This is a genomic window from Kribbella sp. NPDC005582, from assembly GCF_040605415.1.
Lineage (GTDB): Bacteria > Actinomycetota > Actinomycetes > Propionibacteriales > Kribbellaceae > Kribbella.
On sequence record NZ_JBEXCU010000005.1, the window covers coordinates 555,121 to 571,044 of the forward strand.

Annotated in this window: 10 protein-coding genes; 7 read left to right on the top strand and 3 right to left on the bottom strand. The window is 69.0% G+C overall.

Annotated elements, in window-relative coordinates:
* Window positions 1–14: 14 nt before the first annotated feature.
* Entirely contained in the window at window positions 15–326 is a 312-nt protein-coding gene (locus ABZS29_RS28995; protein ID WP_355466489.1) for a hypothetical protein, read from the top strand.
* A 50-nt stretch (window positions 327–376) separates the two neighbouring features.
* Here ABZS29_RS28995 and mycP read toward each other — a convergent pair whose 3' ends face one another.
* Complete coding sequence (gene mycP / locus ABZS29_RS29000) at window positions 377–1,672, bottom strand: type VII secretion-associated serine protease mycosin (RefSeq protein WP_355466491.1); 1,296 nt, start codon at window positions 1,670–1,672, stop codon at window positions 377–379.
* 119 nt (window positions 1,673–1,791) lie between these two features.
* Here mycP and ABZS29_RS29005 point away from each other — a divergent pair, with 119 nt between their 5' ends.
* From ABZS29_RS29005 to ABZS29_RS29015, 3 genes are read left to right on the top strand one after another with little or no spacing between them, the layout of a single operon-like run.
* The gene (locus ABZS29_RS29005; protein ID WP_355466493.1) at window positions 1,792–2,205 is read left to right on the top strand and encodes a YbaB/EbfC family nucleoid-associated protein; all 414 of its coding nucleotides are present in this window, start codon (window positions 1,792–1,794) and stop codon (window positions 2,203–2,205) included.
* Window positions 2,205–2,555, top strand: a complete 351-nt coding sequence (locus tag ABZS29_RS29010) for a hypothetical protein (protein ID WP_355466494.1) — start codon at window positions 2,205–2,207, stop codon at window positions 2,553–2,555. The genes ABZS29_RS29005 and ABZS29_RS29010 overlap by 1 nt, the downstream gene beginning before the upstream one ends.
* The gene (locus tag ABZS29_RS29015; protein ID WP_355466496.1) at window positions 2,552–11,326 is read left to right on the top strand and encodes a hypothetical protein; all 8,775 of its coding nucleotides are present in this window, start codon (window positions 2,552–2,554) and stop codon (window positions 11,324–11,326) included. The genes ABZS29_RS29010 and ABZS29_RS29015 overlap by 4 nt, the downstream gene beginning before the upstream one ends.
* A 25-nt stretch (window positions 11,327–11,351) precedes the next feature.
* Here the strand turns inward: ABZS29_RS29015 and ABZS29_RS29020 are convergent, their stop codons facing one another.
* Window positions 11,352–13,349, bottom strand: a complete 1,998-nt coding sequence (locus tag ABZS29_RS29020; protein ID WP_355466498.1) for a penicillin acylase family protein — start codon at window positions 13,347–13,349, stop codon at window positions 11,352–11,354.
* Between the two features lie 28 nt (window positions 13,350–13,377).
* On the opposite strand from ABZS29_RS29020, the gene ABZS29_RS29025 reads away from it, so the two are divergent.
* Complete coding sequence (locus ABZS29_RS29025; protein ID WP_355466500.1) at window positions 13,378–13,824, top strand: GNAT family N-acetyltransferase; 447 nt, start codon at window positions 13,378–13,380, stop codon at window positions 13,822–13,824.
* Here ABZS29_RS29025 and ABZS29_RS29030 read toward each other — a convergent pair.
* On the bottom strand, window positions 13,821–14,225 hold the full coding sequence (locus ABZS29_RS29030) for a VOC family protein (protein WP_355466502.1): 405 nt from the start codon (window positions 14,223–14,225) through the stop codon (window positions 13,821–13,823). The genes ABZS29_RS29025 and ABZS29_RS29030 overlap by 4 nt on opposite strands.
* 58 nt (window positions 14,226–14,283) lie before the next feature.
* Here ABZS29_RS29030 and ABZS29_RS29035 point away from each other — a divergent pair, with 58 nt between their 5' ends.
* Together ABZS29_RS29035 and ABZS29_RS29040 are read left to right on the top strand one after the other, a co-directional pair.
* Window positions 14,284–14,709, top strand: coding sequence for a MarR family winged helix-turn-helix transcriptional regulator (locus ABZS29_RS29035; protein WP_355466503.1), 426 nt, complete (start codon window positions 14,284–14,286; stop codon window positions 14,707–14,709).
* A gap of 65 nt (window positions 14,710–14,774) precedes the next feature.
* Entirely contained in the window at window positions 14,775–15,899 is a 1,125-nt protein-coding gene (locus ABZS29_RS29040) for a peptidoglycan-binding protein (protein ID WP_355466505.1), read from the top strand.
* Window positions 15,900–15,924 lie beyond the last annotated feature (25 nt).

The following is a 15,924-nucleotide window of genomic DNA, read 5'->3' on the forward strand; positions in this document are numbered from 1 at the left end:
AGGATCGAGGATCAATGGCAATCATTCATCAGCAGATCGAAGGCATGTTCCAGGGTGCGGCAGACAAGCGCGCCGGTGCCCAGGCCATCCGCACCGACGGTGAGGACATGATGAGCTTCGACAAGCTCGTCATGCCGAACGGCGACTGGGTCGGAGCGGGCCAGAGCGAGTTCTTCCAGGCCCGGTACATGAACCTGATGGACATCGACGACTCTGCCGCTCGGCGGGACGCACACGCCGGGGAGCTGGACAACGTCACGCACTCCGCCGTTCAGACGTCGGCGCAGTGCCGAGCGATCGCGGTGGCCTGTCAGATGAACGTCTGATCTGTTCCATGCAGTGAGCCCCAGCGAAATCGCTGGGGCTCACTGTTGTGTCAGGCCTCGTCGGGGCGCCGCGCGAACAGGAACTCGGGCGGTAGCTCGTCCGCGTGGCCGGTCTGGCGTCCGGATGCGTGCCGAGTGACCGCCCAGCGACGTCGGCGGCCGACGATCAGTAATGAGCACACGAGAATCGCGGTAGCCGTTCCGCTGCCTGCCAGGAGTGCGACGCGACGTGCTTGCGTGCCTTGTGACTGCCACCAGGCGGCGATGGCCAGTTGTTGCAGGTCGGGCTTCGCCGCCGTGGCGGCAGGCATGCCCGCGGGTTTGCCGGCCGGCAGGCCTTCGGTCACCGCGCGATACGGGTCGACGATGCCGGCGCCGTACTCAGTGCTGTTCGTGCCGCCGGGCGCCGGGGCCGCGGTTGCCATCAAGCGTCGCGACACCTGATCAGCGGTCAGCTTCGGCCAGGCTGCCCGCACCAGTGCGGCGGTCCCGGCGACGAACGGTGTCGCGAAGCTGGTACCGCTCTGGTAGGCGTGACCGCCGGCGCGTGTGGTGGTCAGGACCGACTCGCCTGGTGCGACGAGGTCGACGTACCGGCCGACCTGCGACGCGGCGACGCGGACACCGGAGTTGTTGATCGCGCCGACACCGATCACGCCGGGGTAATCCGCGGGATACGACGGCAGTCCGGAAGCGTTCGCGGTCTGCTGATTGCCGGCCGCGGCCACCACGACGACATCGTGTGCGACCGCGTAGGCGACAGCATTCCGGACGGATGGGTGGTCCTGGGTGCCGGCTACCGAAAGGTTGATCACGCGTGCGCCCTGGTCGACAGCCCATCGGATGCCCTTGGCAAGGATGTTCTGATCGATCGCCTGGGTCTGCCCGTTGTCGTTGAGCTCGCGCTCGCTGATCCGAACCGGCAGGATCCGCGCACCCGGGGCGATGCCCTCGAAGCCGATCCGGTCGGCGCCGTCGGCGGCGATGATGCCGGCCACCCCGGTGCCGTGCGAGACGCAGTCGTACGTGCCGGGATATCTGCCGCGTAGATAGAAGTCGTGGCCCGCCAGGACCTTTCCCGGGCGGCCCAACTGTGGGTTGTCGGTGTCGACGCCGGAATCCACCACAGCGACGAGAACGCCGCCGCCGGTCGTGAACCGCCACGCCCGCTGGGGCATCAACTGTTGCTGTGCCCAGGGCAGCAGGCGGACGACCGGATGAGCGGGTTCGGCGTTCCGGCACTCGCCGCGCGGCGGCTTGGCGACAGCGGTCGGCGCCACGATGCCGACTGACAGTACGCCGGCGGTCAGCGCGGCGCAGATCCGTTTGCTCGCAGGTGCTTTCACCCTGCGAGCGTGCGCGCCCACGATCCGCCGTACGGGCCGGTGGCCGGAAGTTGTCACCCCGGTACGACGTCCTCGTGGCGGCCCGAGACTGCGAGAAGTACGTCGATCGAGGAGGCAGGATGAGCGTCGAGGATGCAGCGCGCAGCAAGGTCGAACGCACCGGCGCCGAGGCCCGGCTGGGGCAGCTCGAGGACCTGGAACGCGAGACCCGGCGGCTGCGGAGCGCGGTCACCAGCACCACCGGATTCGCGGAGTCGTCCGACGGCCTGATCGAGGCGACGGTCGGCGTGTACGGCGAACTGGTCGAGCTGGTGATCGACCCGCTGGTCTTCCGGTTCCAGGACGCCGAGGCGCTCGCCAAGGAGATCCGCGGCGCGGTGAACCGGGCGCAGGACGAGGCACAGCAGAAGATCCGCCGGGAGGTCGTCGAATACCTGCCGCCGCGTCCGTCCTCCGGACCCGTCGATGCCGCCGATCTCGCGTTCGGGCCGCTGCTCGGCCTGCTGCGGCCCACTCGGAACGGGGGCCGGTGATGGCGGCACCTGGACCGATCCGGGCGGGTGGCGTCGGCGACATCGTGATGTATCCGATGGAGACCAATGCCGCGATGGTTCAGCTGTCCGAGGCGGGCAAGGCGTTCGGGGACATGTGGCGGACCGTCGGACCGCTGCTGGCTGCGGACGAGGCGAAGGTCGGCACCGGCTTCGACGAGCTCAGCGCGCAGTTTCGCAAGTCCTACAACGACATCGGCACGAAGCTGAAGGAGCTGTCCGGTGAGGTGGAGCAGAACCTCAAGGCAATGGGGGCCGCTGGCAATCAAATAGTCCATCAGAAGGTGGAGCTGAGTCAGCAACAGACCGCCTACCTACGGCAGATCGTGTGATCCCCGAACCGACCACCGAGCTGTGGCTGTGGTTGCGCACGTTCTGGGACACCAACATCTGGCCACAGACGGATGAGGACGCGGCGCAGCGGATGGGAGATAACTGGCATCAGCTGTCGATCGCCCTCCAGGCCAGTGTCGATCAAGGAAATGCCGCCAACGCGGCGGCCGCCGCGGTCTGGCTGGACACGGACGGCGAGATCTTTCACGAGGCTGTCGACGAGAACCTGAACCAGGGCTACGCGGAAGCGGTCGCGTCCTTCGAGGACGTGGCCAAGATGTGCTGGGACCTGGCGCGTACGGTCGCGCAGACGAAGGACCAGATCTACTCCGAGCTGATCATGAACGCCGTCTTCTTCGCGCTGACGTTCCTCGCGCCGCCGGGGATCGGCGACCTGCTGCGGATCCGGCTGCTGGTCTCGCTGGGCAACCGGTTCGCCGGCATGATCCGCGCCGCGGCGGGGCTGATGGAGCACGCGGCCGCGTCCGCGCCGCGTGCCCTCGGCCGGGTGCTCGGGGAGATGGCGTGGGAGGGAATCGAGGAGGCCGGAACGGAGATCCTCGCCCAGTCGATCGACATGTCCCGGGGCTACCGCGAGGGATTCGACGGGAAGCAGATCGCCGTCGCCGCGGGTGCGGGCTTCATCGGCGACCCGCTCGGCCGGGGGCTGAACCGGGTCGGCCGGATCGGACGCTCGCCGGCTGTCCCGCCGCCGAACCCGTCGCGGGGACGGCTGGTCCTGCGGCAGAGCGGGCAGACGTTCGTCGTCAACGGGATCAGTTCTCCGGTCTCCAGCGTCATCGCCCAATCGATTGCTGATGGCAACTACGCCAATCTGGTCAACCCCCTGGTGTACGGCGAGGCGATCGTGGCCGGCGGCCTGACCGCCGGAACGCTCGGTGCCGGCCGGATCGTCTCGGTGCATGCCGGTGACGTCAGCGGGCAGTTCGTCAACGGTCACGTTCGGACCGTCCTCGGGATGGAGCAGTACTCTCCTTCATCGATCAATCCCCCTGGTGGTGGCCCGAACGGCCCGACTCCAGCCGTCCCCGACGCTTCCGGCGTCGGCACCGTCGGCGCCAGTGCAGCGGCTCCGGGAACCGCCGCGGCCGCTGGGAGCCAACTCGGTGGTCCCACCGGCGCCGGCTCGGTCGGTGCTGGTGGTTCGCTCGCCGGCGCTGGGCAGGCCGGCGGTGGATCCGGCCACCTGACGACGACACATGGTCCCGGGAGCGGGAACGGCGCCGTCGCCGATCCGCACGCACCGCACGCGCGACAGGACATCGGCGGGCACGGCCAGGGCGATCACAGTGAGCCCGGCACCCGTCAGAACGCCGACCAGAACGACGACTCCGGACACCGCGGCACTGATCACGTCGAGGAGGCGACGGCCGAGACGCCGTACCAGGAGGTGTCCGGCGCGGACCCGCAGCTGGACCCGGCCGGCAACCCGACGGCCGACCCCGACGTACAGCCGGTGTCGGGCCAGGCGGAGGCAGCTGTCCCGCAGGGGGATACGCCGGGGGTGACCGACCTGAGCAATGGAGCGGACGTCCAGTCCCTCGACCACTCGGGCGTGACACAACAGAATGCGGATCAAGGCGGTCCGGTCGTCGTTCCGCAGCAGCCCGTGATCGTTGCGGACAGCGGTCCGCACCCGTCGGCGCGGGCCGGCGTACCCGCTCGGAGCGGCCCGCACAGCAGCGACTCCGAGGTGACCATCGAACCTGCCCATACCAGCGTCGAGACGTCCGAGGCGGCGGCCGGCAACGATGCCGGCGTCGAGCCGGGTGGCTCCGCCGAGACTGAGACCGAGACTACGGACGCCGGCTCCGAGGGCGCGGGTGCCGGGACTGAGAATGCAACCGGCCAGGGGCTCGCGGTGGCTGAGACCGGCGGTGGTGATCACGGGAACCTGCTGGCGGCTGATGAGGCACTGCAGGTCTCGAAGGCGTCCAGCGAGGGCAAGCCCGAGCCTGGGGCCAAGATGCCGGTCAAGCAAGCGTTGCGGGAGTTCGCGGGCGGCATCGCAGACGCGTGGGGCTGGACGGGGCATGATGCTGGAAGCACCGCGGCGGCCGATGGGAATGCTGCCCAGCTGGACGACTTCGTTGCCGACGGCCCGGTTCGGGATCGCCAGGTGGTGCTGCCGAAGATCAGGGCGATTCTGGCGTCGTCGGGTCTCCGGGTGTTCGCCGACGTCGTGTCGATCGGGCCCGTCACGGTCGATCCACAGTCGGGTGGTCTGCTGGTCGAGGTCCGGACGACCGCGTCGGCTGATCCGATCGTGCTGCGCTTCGCGGTCGGGCCGGTCCCCGGCGGGCATCCTGCGGAGTTCCACCTGACCAAGGACGGCCCGGTGGGGGCTGTGGTCACAATCTCGGAGCAGATCAAGGACGCCGATGTCGGACGTGCCGTGGTCCACGAGATCCGTGAGCTGAGCCACCTTGCTGATCCGCGGTCGGGCTTTACCGCGCATGAGCAGGGGCGGCTCGGCGAGTTGTTGTTGATGCATGACGAGGCGGGTCGGGTGGTGAGCGACTACGCGGCTCAGCGGGCGGCTTATGCGGCGAAGATGCGGGCGGTGGTGGTCGACGCCGGGCTGGGGCGGTCGGACGAGGCCCAGCGGCTCGAGTCGCTGGGGGACAAGGATCGAGTGGCGGTACGGCGGGCGCTGGCGTTCGCTGCGGATCCTACGGTGATGCCGGCGCCGGTGAGTGAGGTCGCGGAGGAGCCGTTCGGGTGGTTCAACGAGGACTCCCCGGTGGTCGAGGAGCAGGACACCGGGCCGACAGCTGAGGTAACGCCATGGGTGCCCAGTGGGACGCCGGAGAATCCGGACGAAGTGGGGCCCAACTGGGTGCGGTGGGTGATCGACAAGCTCACGGGGGCGCCGCGGATCGCGGAGGCGCGGTTGTTCGCGGACTTCGGGGACAGACCGCGGCCGTCGGCGGACCAGACCGAGCGGGATGCGGCGACCGCACGGGGAGCGCAGGAGCCGGGGGCGGGCAACGACGAGGGCGGGCATGCGATCGCCTGGCGGTTCTTCCAGAGGGTCGCGGCGGTGATGAACTACTTCCCGCAGGCGGCGAGTTTCAACCGGGGTGCGTTCTTGAGTATGGAGAACGAGGTCGGCGCCTGGCTGAAGAACGGCTGGCGGGTGGACCTGAAGGTGTTCTTCCCGCCGAACGAGCCACGGCCGAGTTCGGTCACGGTCGTGTACGTCGTCTCCGATCCGGCCGACCCCGAGCGCGGGATCTGGACCGGTGCGCGGACGTGGGACAACGCCGGCGTACCGCATCGGGCCGAGTTGACCGGACCGGGTGGGACTCGGCGGCCGGTGCCGGCCGGACGACCTCCGGGGGCGCAGAAGCAGACCAAGGCGCAGTATCAGCGGTTCCAGAAGAAGCGCATCGAGGCATTCGATCCGGACCGCGGCAATCTGTTCGAGCCTGCTGCAGGCGATCCGGGTCCGCCGGGGCCAACGCCGCCGGGGCCGGTGGTTCCGGTGGTCATGGGGGCGGGAGCCGCGATGGCTCCGGACGGGTCGAACCAGGTGAAGTGGTCGACGCAGTCGCCAGGCGGTCCGGCGTACCTGGAGCTGGAGATCGTCAAGCTCCGTACGGCGGAGGGTACGGCGCCGTTCGAGTGGGTGGTCGGTCGTCGGCTGGACTCGTTGATGCCGGACGGGATCGAGTTCAGCACGGCCGAGCTTGCGGCGCTCGAGCAGCAGGTCGCGGCGTTGATTGCCCAGGGCACCGAGGTCAAGGTGCGGTTCTCGTTGGTGGCGAACGAGCCGCGGGTGACGGTCATGGCGGCGGATGCGAGGGGCGGGCCGGTCACGCTCGAACAACTGCCGATCGCCGAGGCGATCCGTGCGCTGGCGAATCACGGGGCCGTGGTGCAGGGCAGCCGGGTCGTGGACGGCGTACTGGAGTTGCCTGCGCTGAACACGGCGGATCCGGAGTTCGTGCAGAAGGCGACGGTGGAATTCATGGCCAAGCTGAACGAGCAGACGCCCGACGGGCGACTGACGGAGGACGCCGTCGCGCTCCGTTCGGCGTACTACAAGACGCCGAACGGTCTGGCGGCCGGCGAACCGACCGGAATCGTGCAGCACCGGGACGACGTGAAGACCTTCTCGGTGCGGGCAGGGAACGAGCTGACGACCGTGCCTTTGCCGGGAGTGAAATTCGTCGACGGGACGTTCGTGGCGGACGCTCTGGTTCGAGCGCGTCCGCTCGGGCCACCGCAGTTGATTCCGTTCTCCGGGCTGAGTGGCCGCGGGATGTCACGACAACTTCTGCGTGGACTGCAACGGATTCTCGATCTGTGGATGGGAGGGCGTGGTCGGCCGCAGGAGCTGGCCGTGACGCCCTGGCACGACCTGATCGAACAGATGATGGCTGACGCGACGCCGGAAGAGCTTGCCCGGCTGGAACTGAACGTTGAGCAGCAGGAGGTGCTGGACCCGGATGCCGGTCGTCCGATCTCGGAGATCGGCGAGGAGCTGGGTGAGGAGTTCGGTCAGTCGGTCCTGTTCCATCTGCGCGAGGTGTACGCCGGCGAGGAGGTGCAGCGGATCACCCTCGAGCTGGGTGGTGCCAACACCTTCGATCAGCTGTATGTACGGCTCGAACCCGGTACCGGCAAGATCCTCGGGTTCGTGGTGGTCGAGGCGAAGAGCGTCGGCGGGGTGATCGGCTTTCGCCTGGGGCGGGGCAAGGTGCGGTACGAGCAGGGACATGGGGAGTACGTCCTGAGCATCATCCAGACGATGCTCAACCGGCAGGAGCGAGCGGTCGTCGTCGACACCTTCGCCCGCGAGACGGTGGAGATGGGCGGCCGTGAGCGGGAGGCGCCGCTGCGGGTGCAGATCGACGGTGATCTGTCCACGGGGGCGGCGGTCGCTGCCGAGCTGCTGAAGGCGCTGCAGGCGGGAAATCTTCAGTACTTCGTGGTCCGAGCCAAGATCGAGAGCACGCCGGAAGGGGCGGTTCCGCTGGGTTTGGCGGTGACGGAGTACGACATGTCATTGCCTTCGGCCCCTATGGTGATCGGCAATGCGGAGCGGCTCGGGGATTTCGCGGCGCTTGGTGAGGTGAAAGATCACCAGAAGCTCTGGGCGCGGATCGCTGCCGAGCTGGGCTTTCCGAAGCTCGCGCAGTTCGTCGACGCGCAGTGGATCCAGATCGCGCCGGACGGCCGGTCGCTGCTGGTGAAGCCGTGGATCGGTGACCCGGTGGTGGTGGAGCTCAGGCTGGGCGAGGTGCCCGACGGCCATCCCGCCGAGGTGCGGATGCGGATGGGGCATCGCCGCGCGGTGGTCACCATCTCGGAGCAGATCGAGTTCGCCGATGTCGGGCGGGCTCTCGTTCATGAGCTCCGCGAGGCCGGCCATGCGTTCGGTGGCCGTCCGACCGGCGGGCAGCAGTTCTCCGATCACCAGCAGGGCAGAGTTGGCGAGTTGCTGTACCTGGACTATCAGCGCTGGCTGGCCGAAACCTCCGGTCGCACGCTGGAGAGTGCCTGGTACGCCGCTCGCATGCGCGAACTGCTCCAGGATCTGGGGATCCAGCGCGCAGAGAGCGACGGACGAGTCGATCGCCTGGAACGCCAGCACGACCGAATCGCCGTACGACGTGCCGCCGCCGCGGCCGAGGCCCCGACCGCCCCGATTCCTGTGGACCAGCCGACGGTGCCTGCTCCTGTCGATCCGCCGACGGTGGAGTTCGTCCGGGGTTCGGTGAAGTCGTTGCTGTTCCTGGACGGGGCACGGCGCTTCTTCGCGGCGAAGGACGCGGTCGAGTATCAGGCGATGCTGGCGATGACCGACCACCGGGTCTGGGAGGCCGCCGGGATTGCGCACGTGCAGCGGATCGGGACCAACCTCTACGAGGTCCGCACCGCGCGGGGCGAGACGTTCCAGGTGATCCTCACGGCGGATCAGCTGACCGACGGGACAGCGGGTACGTTCGTCGCCTTTCTGAACGACTCGGCCCCGGCGACGATGACGGTGTCGAGCCGGGCACCGGATGCGATTGTCGAGCGAATCGTGGCGAACCTGCTGCATCAGTTGTCCCGGGCTGCCGAGCCGGTCGTCCCCAACGTGCTCGAGCCGGGCAGCGAGGTACGACGGCCGTCGCGGTTGAGCCGGGAGGACGGCGGCCGGCTGGCCGAGGCGCGGCTGCTGAACGGGCGGATGGGCGAGACTCGGGTCTACGAAGCCGTACGGCGGATGAACCTGCGGAACGCGATGCGTGCGCTGCTGGAGAGTATGGCGATCGTCTCCGGTCAGGACGAGGCCGAGTACCGGCGGGCTTCGTTGCCCAGGTCGGTAGCTCCGATGATCGAGTGGCACCTGCAGGGCTGGAGCAAGCACGACGACCGCGTCCGGCTGCGGGTGTATCTCGCCAGAGAGGTGACGTTCAGCGCGTTGCCGCTCACGCTGGGAGCGTCGGCGGCGATCGCGATCGTCAGCGGCAATATCCTCCAGGCCCTCGGCCTGGCGCTGCCGGCCTTGGCCGCCGCCACGGTGAACGCCTTCGGGCAGCGCTGGCTCGACGGCGAGAAGAAGGCGGTCAAGGGCGAGGCGTCGAAGCTCCGGCTCGGCGAAGTCCGCAAGCGACTGCCCAGCGTGCAGAACCGGATCGAGGCCGATCCGCACGGCGTCGCCGGTCAACCGCTCGGCCCGATCGTTCGGGCATCGCTGGTCCCGGCCGGCTGGCGGTACGTCGTGAAGGCGGCCGCGCCGTCGTTCGCCGCCATCGGAACCGCGCTCCTGCTGTCTCCGCTCGGGGTATCGGTGGCCGGAGTGATGGTCGCGTACTCGGCGATGGCGGTGCTGAAGCCGTTCGCCGAGCGGTACGTCGATGGGCGGAAGGCAGAGTCGTCGATCCGGCGGGCCGTGGAGCTGGAGATCCGGCACGCGCTGGACCCGACGTCGTACCGGTCCCAGTTGCTCGAAGCGCTCGATGTTCTTCGCGCGCGGATCAATGGTGGGCTCGCGGCGGCCGGCTCCGAGCGGGGGGATCACCGGCTGCCGTGGCTCGGGCCGGACGAGTCCATCGGTAGCGAGCTGGCGGATCAGATCCCGTTGTTCGCTCGGCGAACGGTGGTTGGGCCGTCCGGCCCGCCGGGTACGGATCCGACTCCGCTGTCCGAGCAGCTGAGCGCCTATGCGGAGCTGCTGGTCTTCGGGGCGATCAGCGGTGTAGCCGGCGGACTCGTCGCCGGTGCGGTCGAGGCGACGGTCCAGCGCCTGAGCGACGGCGCCGACCTGGCGGTGAGCAACTACTACTTGAAGGCCACCAGCGATCAGCAGGCGGCCGAACTCCATGCGGTGTTCGCCGCGGTGCTCGATCAGCTCGGTGAAGTCGCCGATCTCGCCGAACGGCTCCGCAACGGCGCGACGCTGCCCGATCGGCTGGCGGATCGGGCGATGGACCAGCTGCGCGCCCGATTGTCGGTGCTCGGCGGACCGGCGGAGAGCCCGCCGAGCGGTGAGATGACGGCCTGGGCGCATTCGCTGCACCTGGCCGGACCGGCGGTCACTGTGGGTGTGGTCGCGATGATCAACGACATGCTCGGGCTCGGTCCGGCCGACGTCGCCGCCGCACTCGCGACCGCGGCCGTTCAGGCGCTGGCGATTCCCGCGATGAAGTGGTGGACCGAGCACCAGAACGCGCGGAACCGCGAGCACGAGAGGTTCGCAGCCAACAAGGAGGCGATCAACCGGACCGAGCTCGCCGATCAGATGACGGCCATGCGGTACGTCCTCGACCGGATCGGCCGCGATGCCGGCGCCGTGATCGGGTCCTCGGCCCCGACCGTACCGCTGTCGAGTGGGGACCTGTCGGTCGTCACCGATCGCGTGCGGGCGGCGGTGCGGGAGGCACGGCTGGCCGTCGTACCGAAGCAGGCGCGGCCTGCCGAGCCGACGGACACGTTCCAGGAGCGGCAGGACCTGCATCGGCTGCTGGACGAGATCGAGCAGCAGGCGGATCTGGTCGACGAGTTGGGTACGGCGGCCGAGTCGGGGGAGCCCGGAGCAGCGGACAGACTGCCAGAGGCCGGACGGCGGCTCACGAGGTTGCTCGGGGAGAACGCTGTCCATCCGGACCAGCGGGTGCGGTTGCCCGGGCCTGACACCGTCGACCCGGCGAACGGGCGGCGGCTGAGCGGGGACCTGTTGACGCGCGCGAAGGGCCTGGCTGCTGAGGCCTGGCGACGGATGGTCGCCGAGCCGGAAGCCACTCCGAACCGCTCCGAGCGGGTGATCGCATTGGGCCGGCTTCGCCATGCGCTGGACACACTCGAACACCAACTCGCGCTGACCGAGGCCGACGGCGACCGCCGGAGCCTTGGGGTCAAGCTCGCGCTGACCGACGTCGCGCAGACGATCGAGGCCTTCGAACTCCTGCAGCGCGAGGCGGGAGTAGCCGGCGAGCTGCGACTCGACCCGGCCGAGCTCGCGCAGTACGTCGACGACCGGCTACTGGCTCGCACCCCGGACGCCCTGGCCACCGCGAACACCCGCGAGCTCCCCTTGGCGGCGCCACACCAACCGACCGTCGAACTGCCGGTGCAGCCGGCAGACCTCGAGCCGACCACTACCGTCGTACGGCGCCAGGTCCCCGAACCCCCAGTGAGCCAAGGCGAACATCCGGCCCCCGGCCGCCCGCAGACCAAGGCGCAGCGGTTAGGGCCGGATGAATATCAGGCGCGCCTGCGCCGAGCTCAGGCGAAGCGGAACCGCCCGCCCGACTAGCACGCCCCTGACAGCTTGCTGATGCTCACAGTCCCGTGGCCGGAATGAGCGCGCCGCGGAGCCAGTGCTCCAGCTGATCATGGTGATGCGGGTGACCTTGGATGCCGGAGGCACCTAACGGGACGACCCACGCGCTGGCGGAGCGGTCGGCGAGGTCCCAGGCGTAGCGGGCTGCGGAGGCTCGGAGGCAGAGGTCGGTGACGCCGGGGAGGCTGGAGGTGGACCAGACGCAGTGGTGGTCGCCGGAGAGGGCCAGGTCGATGGGGTCCTCGGCGGGGGTGAAGAGCGGGGTGCGGAGGGGGTGGAGAGGGGAGAGTTGGTGGGTTTCGCCCCAGGGTGGGCGGGGTTTGGCGGTCGCTACGTCTTCCAGGGCGGCGTGGAGGATGGGGGCGACATCGAGGTCGGCGGACTCGAGGAGGTTCTCGAGGGCGAAGGAGACGTGGGCGACGACGTCCAGGTACGGCGCGAAGATCGCGGGACAGTCGGGGTTCTCGAGGATGGAGAAGCGGTCGGCGAGGCGGGCGATGGCGGCCTTGCGGAGGGCGGCGTACGTCGACGCGGTGGTGCTGGTGGCGTCCATCCGGCGGTCCCAGGCCAGGAGTTCGGTGCGGACGGCAACGGCTTCGGCGGAGAGACCTGTTGAGGGGAGCCGGTCGAGGATGCCGGCGGCGGAACCGAGGTAGGTGTCGGTGTGGATGGTCGGCATGTCGTCGACCGACCAGTCGGAGCGCTCGGCCAATAGGTCGTGGATGCGCACCGACCGGTGTGGTGCGGCGAACTCGATGCCGAGCGGCGCGGCGATCTCGCGCGCGTTCGCCATCGCGACCGGGCCGGTGACGGCTTCTCGTGGCATCGGATGCCAGCCGTCCCAGGCGAAGGCGGCGTCCCAGGCCGGTACGACGCGCCACGAGTTCGCCTTGTGGCGTTGCGGGACCACGCCCGCGACCCGGTGCAGCAAGCCGCCGGCAACATCCGCGGCGAAGACGACGTTGACGGGTTCGACCCAGTCTTCCAATGCGGCGTCGACCTCTGCGACGGTAGTTGCCTGGAGCAACCGAGGCATCGCCTCGAAGCCGAGGCGTTTGAGGACACGCGGCGGGTAGCGCAGGCTGAGGGTCTGGCCGGCGTGGTCGACGATGATCGGGCCGCGCTCGGTCTCGATCACCTCGATCGACACCGGGTCCGCGCCGGCCACCTCGACGACCTCGGTGTGCCGCGAGGCCGGCGCCCAGCCCGACGGGCCGAGCGCTTCGACCGACGATTCGGTGCGTCGGAGCTGCTCGGCGTACAGGTCCTGGTAGTCGGCCATGGCGTTGGTGATCGCCCACGCGACCTTGCCGGTGTGACCGAAGTGCGCGAGGCCGGGGATGCCGGGCACGGCCAGCCCGAGGACGTCGTACGACGGGCACTCGAGCCGGATCTGCTGGTAGACCCCGGGGTGCTCGATATAGCGGTGCGGATCACCGGCGATGATCGCCTGGCCTGTCGAGGTGGCCGAGCCTGGGATCAGCCAGCCGTTGCTGCCTGCGGTGTTGGGGCCTTCGGAGGTGAACAGTCCGATGTATTCGTCACCGAGCCGCTGTGCGACGTGCGTGCGCCACAGCTTGCTCGGGAAGCCAGCGAACAGCAGGTGGACCGCGAGCCACACCCCGAGCGGCGTCCATGGTTCCCACGCGCCAGGCGTCAGCCCGGTTTGTGTGAACTCCGGCGCCTTGGCTGACGGCAGCACGGAGTTCACCCCGTCGACGTACGCCGTCACCCAGGCGCGGGTGTCGTCGTCGAGCGCGTCGAAGCACTGCTGAGCGGTGTCGGCGAGCCGGGCCTGACGCGCGAGAACGTCCCACGGCAGCGCGTCCGGACCGAGGAAGGAGGCGGTCGTGCCGTTCAGCCGATGCCGCGCGAATTCGAGCTGCCAGGCGCGGTCGTGCGCGGCGTTCGCGCCCTGGAGGTGAACGAGGGTGAGCGGATCACCGGCCTGCAGGTGGGGAACGCCGTACGCGTCGCGGAAAACCTGAGGATTCACCAGCCCAACCTAAACTAACGTGCCCTGGGTGATCACCCGCCTTAATCTGACCGATCCTGCCCTCGCCGAACGGGTACTGGAGATTCAGCACGCCGCGTACGCCGTCGAGGCCGCGTTGATCGGGTTCGACGGGATCCCGCCGTTGCAGGAGGATCTGGCCGGGCTGATGGCGTCGACCGAGCACTGGCTCGGCCGGTACGACGGCGAAACCCTCGTCGGCGCGGTCGCCTACGAAATCGAACCGGGTGTGGTCGAGATCAGCCGGTTGATCGTGGACCCGGCCTATGCGCGCCGCGGTCACGGCCGGGCTCTGCTCGACCACCTGGAGGAGCTCGAGCCGCGGCCGATCAGCCGCGTCTCGACCGGCAGTCTCAACACGCCTGCCGTCAACCTCTACACCTCGCGCGGCTATCGAGTGCGGTCCCGGATCGAGGTGGCTCCCGGTGTCGAGATCACCCAGTTCGAACGGCCTTAGTAGCTCTGCAGTTCGAGCAGTGTGCCGTTGGGTGCGCGCAGGTGCGCGGTGCGCAGGTTCGGCCCCCACTGTGGGCGGTCCTGCGGTGGCGTGAGGACGGTCGCGCCGAGCTTCTCCAGAACGGCGGTCGCGTCGTCGACGGAGTCCACCTTGAAGACCAGCATCGAGCCGTCCTGGGCGTCCGCCTCGGCCGGGAGCGTCGCCGTACCGATGGTTTGGGCGATGTTGTCGCGGCCGAACAGGACCAGCCCGGTCTGTCCTTCGAGGTCCCAGTTCGCGTACTGCGCCTCGGGGATCACCTTGACCGGCTCGACGGCGAAGAGCTCCCGCAGCGCGGCCGTGTAGAAGTCGGCGGCCGCCGCGAAGTCACGGACCAGCAGCCGGGGGTAGAGCGCGTCCATCCGACATCCTCAATTAGTTGGGAACTACCAACGATTGGGTCAAGCCTACAATAGCCCGATGGAGACACTGGCCGGGACGACCACCTTCGTGCTGCACAAGGTCGCGGTGGCGAGCCGCCGTGCGATCGCCGCCCGGCTGGCCGAGCGGCCGGGTCTGACGTTGTGGGAGTACGCCGCGCTGGCCGAACTGACGGATCAGGGCGCGGTGGCGCAGAACGTGCTGGCGGCCGGGCTCGGAATCGACACCAGCGACATGGTCCGCCTGATGGACGAACTGATCGCCAAGGAGTTGGTGGCTCGGGATCGCGACCCGGCCGACCGTCGCCGCTATCGGATCGGTCTGACCGCGAAGGGGCGCCGGGCGGTGGTGACCGCGCGGAAGGTGATCGCCGAAGTCGAGCAGGTCACGCTGCAGCCGCTGTCGGCGACCGAGCGGGCCACACTTCTGGCGCTGGCGGCGAAAGTCCACTCTGTTAATAACTAACCACTGTCTGTATCGTCCTCGGTGAAAACCTACATTTCCCCTGGTTCGCCCCACTGGAGGATGAGATGGTCCGACGCGTTGTCGTTGGTTTCCTGGCCGTGGCAGTCGCCGGTCTGGCGCTGCTGGCCCCGACCACTGAATCGCGAGCCGACGAGCTCGTCGGCCCGACCGCGGCCCAGCTGAAGGCGCGCGCCGGCGGCTGTGAGACCCAGCTGTCGAACGGTAAGTACGCGCACGATTCCGGCGGGACGCGGTCGGTCGCGGTCTGCCGCTCCGGCGATGCCGTGCACTGGACCGCCGACTTCGACGTCGACTGCGACGGCCAACGCACCGCGCAGTGCAACGAGAACACCGATCCTTCGTTCCAGCCGAACACCTCGTGGAACCAGTCCGACGGCCGGCCGCTCAATTCGGCCGGGTTGCCGTTCATCGTCGTACCGTTGTCGAGCTCGATCTGGAACTACGCCTCGGCCGGGATCGGTGGTGCGACCGTGGCCGCGGTCGTCTACGGGGACAAGGTCGCGTACGCCGTCGTCGGCGACCAGGGTCCGACCGGGATCATCGGCGAAGGCTCGTACAAGCTCGCGCAGCAGTTGGGCATCAACCCGAACCCGTCGTCAGGTGGCGTCTCGGGCGCGGTGGTCACGTACATCCTGTTCCCCGGTGTCACCTCCGTGCCGATCGAGAACCAGACCGATGCCATCACAAAGGGTGAAGCGGCGGCGACGTCGTTCGTGAACAGCACTCAGACCTGCGCGTCCACCAATCTGGACTTCACGGCGTACCCGGCGTTGCAAGAAGGCGCGACCGGCGGTGCGGTGCGCGCGGCCCAGTGCCTGCTGGGTGGGACGAACGAACCCAGCGGAACCTTCGACGCCGCCACAACCACCGCGGTCAAAGCCTTCCAGACCCGAGTCGGTCTTTCAGCGGACGGCCTGATCGGTGCCAAGACCTGGACCGCCCTGCTGTCCGCCGGCGACCAAGCAACGATCCGCAACGGCTCCACCGGTACGTCGGTCCGCCGACTCCAGCGTTCCTTGACCGCGGCCCTCGGCCGCACGGTGATCATCGACGGTCAATTCGGCCCAGCCACCGAAACCGCCGCCGAGGACTACCAGCGCACCAGGTCCCTGATCGTCGACGGAGTAGTAGGCCCAGTCACCTGGACCGCCCTCCAAGCCGGCAAATAACCCACCCCCGCACCCGCCCCTGCTC